This is a genomic window from Ideonella sp. (assembly GCF_041287625.1).
Classification (GTDB): Bacteria; Pseudomonadota; Gammaproteobacteria; order Burkholderiales; family Burkholderiaceae_C; genus Ideonella.
Genome location: NZ_JBGGNH010000074.1, coordinates 1 through 5,937, shown reverse-complemented (window position 1 = coordinate 5,937; position 5,937 = coordinate 1). Strand labels below are relative to the sequence as shown.

The window sequence follows — 5,937 nt, the reverse complement described above, 5'->3', positions numbered from 1 at the left end:
AAAATTCTTTCATCAACCATTCCATCTTCAAAGGAATTCATCATGAGTACTGACAAACAACCCACCATCGCCGTCCTCGGAACAGGCTTGATCGGTGCCCCTGTCGCGCGCAACCTGCGCAAGCGGGGCTTCACGGTGCATGCCTGGAATCGCACCGCCGCCAAAGCGCATGCCCTGGCGAATGACGATATCCAGGCATTCGACAACCCGGCCGATGCGGTACGCGGTGCCGACATCATCGTCACCGTGCTCAAGGACGGCCCTAGCGTCGCGCAGGCCATACAGGCTGCGGCACCAGCTTTGGGCAAGGGGGCCGTCTGGCTTCAACTGAGCACGGTTGGCATCGAGGGAATCGATGCCCTGGCAGCATTGGCCGAACAGCACGGTCTGATCTTCTATGACGCTCCGGTCCAGGGCACCCGCCAGCCGGCCGAGTTGGCGCAACTGATCATCCTGGCCTCTGGCCCGATCGCCCAGCGCGAAGTCGTTCAACCGGTCTTCGATGCCATCGGCAAGCGTACCTTGTGGGTGTCGGAGCAAACGGGTTCCAGCAGCCGCCTAAAGCTCGCGCTCAACAGCTGGGCCTTTGCGCTGACCCACGGCCTTGCCGAAAGCCTGGCGCTTGCCAAGGGACTGGGCGTCGACGCGGCGCTGGTGGTGGATGTGGTCACGGGCGGGCCGATGGACAGCGGCTATTTCCAGGCCAAGGCTGCCGCCATCCTGGCCGAGAACTACGCCGCCAGTTTCTCCATCGCCAATGCGGTAAAGGATTCCCGATTGGTGGTCGACGCGGCCGCCCAGGCCGGGGTGCGGGTGGATGCAGCACAGGCCGGCCTCCGGCGCTTCGAGCGTGCCCTTGAAGCCGGGCACGGCGACAAGGACATGGCCGCGTCCTACCTCGCCTGACATTCAAGAGAACGAGAACCATATGAGCATCCGAGAAAACGAAGACTCCGCAGCGGTAGCGCCTGCGGCAACCGCCGAGGGGTTTCCGATATGGAAGCTGCTGGCATTCACGATGGGCCGGCTTCCTCGCTATCATGACCGAGACCATGCCGGCCGGCCTGCTGCCGCAGATCGGCCAGGGTTTGGCCCTGGCAGGCCAATTGGTGACACTCTATGCCTTGGGTTCGGTGACCTTCGGCGGTGCGCCCACGCTGTTGCAAACCGCGCTGGCCGATACGGCTGGGGATGGCGCGGACGTGGTGCAATCCATGCTGGTGACTGTCTTCAATCTGGCGGTGGCGGGCGGCGGTGGCGGCGGCGTGATGCTGGAGCGATTCGGACCTGCCTCTTTTCCCTGGGCTCTGGCGATGCTCGCGCTGTTCGGCCTGTCCGTGGTCTGGTCAGCCAAGGCGCATGGTTTCAAGCCGGGCCATCGCGTCGCTACCGCTTGAGGTGACACGATGGCAAGGGAGGCGATTAGTACCTGGCGTCCCTCGCGCCTGCGTCTGGGAATCAACCGATCTGGTGACTTCGGATTGGTTGCCGCTGAATCCCCCCTTCACGGCAATACTCTGGCGAGTGCTGCCGGTGCCAGCGGGCGCTACGCCATGCTCGATGATGGCGTGGAGGCCAGTCTGGTTCCGTGGCGGCCAGTGATCGAACAGCGATTGGGACAGCAGATCGCCGCGACGATGCGCGGAAGCGGGGTGTCTTGGGAGTTGGGACGGCAGCGTGGGCCAGAAATTGGATAACACACAGCCTTTCCCGTCCGAAGTCTGGCTTCAATGTCCCTCGAGTGGCGCTGCGGACATTTCTGCCAATAACTGCGCCAGTGCCTCGGCAGCAGATGTCTTGCCCGACACATTCCAAATCAGCCGGAAGCTGGCATCAGGCAAAGGCGGCAGGCCATACCGGCCATCGACGACAATCATTCCAAGCTCCAGGTCCTCCTGCGGCAACACTGTGATGGCGAGCCCTGCCTGCACGGCCGCACGCAGGCCCCGCTGGCTGGGCGAGGTGAAGGCCATCCGCCAGCCGATTCCCGCCTGGTCCAAGGCATCGGTGCCGACCTGTCGGTGCATGCAGGGCTTGGGTGCGAAAGCCAGAGGCAGCGGAGCGTGCACGGCCAAGTCGAAACCTTGCGCCGCGGCCCAGACGAACCGGGTTTGCCGCAGTAGGTCCGCACCCTGATCGCCATCCAAGGACAGGGTGACAGCGAGGTCCAGCGCATTGCCATCGACCTGGGCGCGCAAAGCCAAGTAGGTATCGACCGTCACGTCCAGCCGCACCGCGGGAAATAAACGCGCGAACCGGGCCAACAGGGACGGCAAGCGATCACCAATGAAGTTCTCCGGGACACCGAAACGCACGGCACCCGTGACCGGCGAACGGTGGAAACGCTGCGCCAGGGCATCTTGCGCCCGCAGGATTTGTTCGGCGTGGCGCAGGAAGTCCTCGCCGTCTTCGGTCAACGTCAGGCTGCGCGTGGTGCGCACGAGCAATGCGACCCCGACCTGTTCCTCCAATCTGCGGATTTGGTGGCTAACGGCCGATTGGCTCAGGTGCAACCGCTCGGCGGCTCGGGTGAAGCCGCCGAGCGACTGCACGGCAACAAAGGCACGCAGTAGGAACGGGTCGAAATCCATCACATCAACTCATGATAGTAATTGATGAATTATACAAAATTAAATCATTTCCATCATTTATTGATTATCTCCAGAATCGAATCCATCGAGTGCCCCACGCATTCAGTCTGCTTACCTGGGCTTTTCCCAAGTGTCGGATCGAGAAGACATCGAGGGGCAGATCTGCGTATCGAGGAAAACCTATGATGTCTCTCTCTCCTTCCCACAAAAATTCCATCACGCTGGCGGCCGCCTGTCTGGCCTCTCTGATGTTCGGTCTCGAGATCTCCAGCGTGCCGGTGATCCTGCCCATTCTTGAAACTGTTCTGCACAGCGACTTCAAGGACCTGCAATGGATCATGAATGCCTACACCATCGCCTGCACGACGGTACTGATGGCAACCGGCACGCTGGCGGACCGCTACGGGCGCAAGCGCGTGTTTCTGATCTGCCTGCTGCTCTTCGGTATCACGTCGCTGATCTGTGGGCTGGCCAATAGCTCGGCGCTGCTCATCGCCGGCCGGTTCTTGCAGGGCTTGGCCGGCGGTGCAATGCTGGTCTGCCAGTTCGCAGTGCTCTCTCATCAGTTCCCGACTGGCGCGGCGCGCGCGAAGGCCTTCGGTATCTGGGGCATCGTGTTCGGCGTCGGCCTGGGCTTCGGCCCGATCATCGGCGCGGGGATTGTGGCCGTGTCGAGCTGGGAATGGGTTTTCCTGGCTCATGTTCCCCTTGCCGTTACCGGGCTCGGCCTCACCATTGCAGGCGTGGACGAGTCGCGTGATCCTCAGAGTCGCAGACTTGACCTCCTGGGCATTGTTTCGCTGTCGATCGCCGTGTTTGCCCTGGCCTGGTTTATCACCCAAGGTCCGGCATCGGGTTTCACAAGCGTCGCATCCCTTGCCAGTTTGGTTGCAGCGATTGGAAGCTTCGTCGTCTTCGTGGTGGCAGAGCAGCGAGCCGACGATCCGATGTTCGATTTCTCGGTGTTCCGTATTCGCCGCTTCTCCGGCGCCTTGCTTGGCTCGGTTGGCATGAACTTCAGCTTCTGGCCGTTCATGATCTATCTGCCGCTGTATTTTCAGAACGGACTGGGCTATGCCAGTCTGGCAACCGGCCTTTCGCTGCTGGCCTATACCTTGCCGACGTTGGTGCTTCCACCGCTTGGAGAATGGCTAGCGCTGCGATATCGGGCAGAGGTCGTGATTCCCGCAGGTTTGTTCACGATCGGCTCGGGATTCTTTCTGATGACGTGGGGAAGCAGCGCCGCAAACGCAAGCTGGCTGACAATGCTGCCGGGTTGCCTACTGGCGGGCATTGGACTCGGGCTGACCAACACGCCCGTGACCAACACCACGATCGGCGCGGTACCCACAGGACGTGCCGGAATGGCCTCGGGCATCGACACCAGCGCCCGCTTGATCAGCCTGGCGGTGAATATCGCCTTGATGGGCTTCATTCTGGTGGAGGGGATCTTCTCCTACCTGCGCGACAAGCTTCCGACAGGAACCGACCGTGCACAACTCCGATCGCTGGCGGAACGCCTCTCAGGGGGAGTATCGGACGCGCTCGGGCAAGGCAGCGCGGGACTGGCCGTCCCGGCCGACATGGCGACGGGAGCGCTGACGCAAGGCTTCCGCTGGGTGATGCTTTACGGCGCGGTCAGCGTGTGGCTCCTTGCGTTTGCGAGCCTGCTGGTCTTTGGCTTGCTCGGCGCAGCACGTCGTGCAGATATGCCGTCGCAGGAATCCACGTGAATGGAAATGCGCCATCTGCGCTGCTTCCTGGCCGTGGTCGAAGAACTCCATTTCGCCCGCGCCGCCGAGCGGCTGCACATCGAGCAGTCGCCGTTGTCGCGCGCCATCAAGAAACTGGAAGAAGACCTGGGGGCACAGCTTTTTATCCGTACGACTCGCAGCACGCGGCTGACCCGTGCAGGCAAGCTCTTCCTGGAGCACATGCCACGCGTGTTCACCGCCTTGCAGCCCGGCGCAACATGAACATCCAGCCGACGCTGACGGCACGGCCGGGGCTGCCGGTGCGGGTGATCGTGGCCAGGGACTTGGTGCTCCGACCGTACCAGCCGATGTTTTTCAACCGGGGGGCTTCGCGATGATCCCGACACGCAGGCTGCGGCTCGGGCCGCTGCCCAAGACCGAGAGCATCAAGCTAACCTTCGTGTGCTCGGCCAGCTTGAAGGCCGACCTCGACCGTTACGCGGCACTGCACGCGCAGACGTATGGCGAAGCTGCGATGCGGCGACACTGATCCCGCACATGCTGTAGGCGTTCATGGCGGGGGCCGGGGATTCAGGAAGGGAGACCAGAGCAAGTGGCCAAGCAACTAGCGCAGCCTCACGGTAAACTGAGCGCACCAGTGACAAAGAGGAAGTATTGGAGCGAGAAGACCGATAGTTCAATCAGCCTGACGTATCAACAGATTCAGAAGACAGAGAGAACCGTCCGATTGCTGGGTGAGATTCCCACTAACAACAAGCACCATACCGTAACCAACGCACAACAAACCAAGGAGGTAACTATGAAGAAAACAAACTTCAAACTTAATTTCATGGCAAGTTGGGCTGTGGCACTGTCGGTCTTCGTTGGCGCTGGAGGTGCACAGTACATCTGTGCTCGATCCAATGCTTCTTCGAGTTGATACCGAGGGAACGGAGGCCACGTAATAGAGCCTTCGGTTCTGCCAAGAACTCGCGACGAGCGGCCCAAGAGCTGCGCGTTCTCGTTTTGAGGTGGGCATCTGAGGGATGCCCAGATGGTTTCGCCGTGGGCAGTCTGCTCGCTGTAGCGCTCCTGGGCTTGCTGCCGCGGCGCTCCTATGCGGCTCCTGGCTCAGAAAGCGACCATAATCCGGGACACCCAAGAAATGGTCTAACCTACGGCCCCATAAAGGTATTCAGCCCGCTGCCTTCCAGCCTCTTGGGCTTGACAGCGGACATTTTTTATTGCGAGGCTATTTGTAACGCAGGCACCTCACCTGAAACGACAACACAGCCAGCGTTACGTAAACTATAGATCAGGTCGCGTCCGGCGGCTCCGCGCCATAGAATTGCGCGCGCAGGTTTTTCAATTCGTCGCGCAATTTGGCTGCTTTCTCGAATTCCAGGTTCTTCGCGGCGTCATGCATTTCCTTCTCCAGGCGCTTCAACTCCTTCACTACCTGCTTTTCGTTCATGGCATGGTAATTGGCAAAGGTCTGCGCAGCCTGGAGCTCCTTCTTGCCCGCCTCGGCATCGTAGACGCCATCGATGATGTCCTTGATGCGTTTGACCACGCCGCGCGGCGTGATGCCGTTGGCTTCGTTGAATGCCATCTGCTTCTTGCGACGGCGTTCGGTTTCGTCCATCGCCAAT

General features: G+C 60.9%; 6 protein-coding genes and 3 pseudogenes. 7 read left to right on the top strand and 2 right to left on the bottom strand.

The window, feature by feature from the left end; translation table 11 throughout:
• Positions 1-42: 42 nt before the first annotated feature.
• From ACAH41_RS28535 to ACAH41_RS28525, 3 genes are all read left to right on the top strand, one after another.
• Entirely contained in the window at positions 43-906 is an 864-nt protein-coding gene (locus ACAH41_RS28535) for an NAD(P)-dependent oxidoreductase (protein ID WP_370538742.1), read from the top strand.
• A 134-nt stretch (positions 907-1,040) separates the two neighbouring features.
• Positions 1,041-1,397: a hypothetical protein gene (locus ACAH41_RS28530; RefSeq protein WP_370538741.1), complete on the top strand. Its 357-nt coding sequence runs from the start codon at positions 1,041-1,043 to the stop codon at positions 1,395-1,397.
• Positions 1,398-1,406: 9 nt separating this feature from the next.
• Positions 1,407-1,697, top strand: a complete 291-nt coding sequence (locus ACAH41_RS28525; protein ID WP_370538740.1) for a DUF3363 domain-containing protein — start codon at positions 1,407-1,409, stop codon at positions 1,695-1,697.
• A gap of 30 nt (positions 1,698-1,727) precedes the next feature.
• Here the strand turns inward: ACAH41_RS28525 and ACAH41_RS28520 are convergent, their stop codons facing one another.
• A complete protein-coding gene (locus ACAH41_RS28520; protein ID WP_370538739.1) occupies positions 1,728-2,591 on the bottom strand; it encodes a LysR family transcriptional regulator in 864 nt (287 codons plus the stop codon).
• A 185-nt stretch (positions 2,592-2,776) separates the two neighbouring features.
• On the opposite strand from ACAH41_RS28520, the gene ACAH41_RS28515 reads away from it, so the two are divergent.
• The 4 genes and pseudogenes from ACAH41_RS28515 (at position 2,777) to ACAH41_RS28500 (ending at position 4,852) form a co-directional block, all read left to right on the top strand.
• Positions 2,777-4,324 carry an MFS transporter gene (locus tag ACAH41_RS28515; protein WP_370538738.1) on the top strand — a complete coding sequence of 516 codons (1,548 nt, stop codon included), beginning with the start codon at positions 2,777-2,779 and terminating at the stop codon, positions 4,322-4,324.
• Positions 4,325-4,552 (top strand): annotated as a pseudogene (locus tag ACAH41_RS28510) (LysR family transcriptional regulator); the annotation flags it as partial.
• A gap of 2 nt (positions 4,553-4,554) precedes the next feature.
• A pseudogene (locus tag ACAH41_RS28505) lies at positions 4,555-4,683 on the top strand (conjugal transfer protein TrbI); the annotation flags it as partial.
• Positions 4,680-4,852: pseudogene (locus tag ACAH41_RS28500) on the top strand (DUF2274 domain-containing protein). The pseudogenes ACAH41_RS28505 and ACAH41_RS28500, both read left to right, overlap by 4 nt.
• Before the next feature lie 748 nt (positions 4,853-5,600).
• Here the strand turns inward: ACAH41_RS28500 and ACAH41_RS28495 are convergent.
• Positions 5,601-5,937: UvrB/UvrC motif-containing protein (locus ACAH41_RS28495; RefSeq protein ID WP_370538737.1), on the bottom strand; the 337-nt coding region annotated here is incomplete at its 5' end.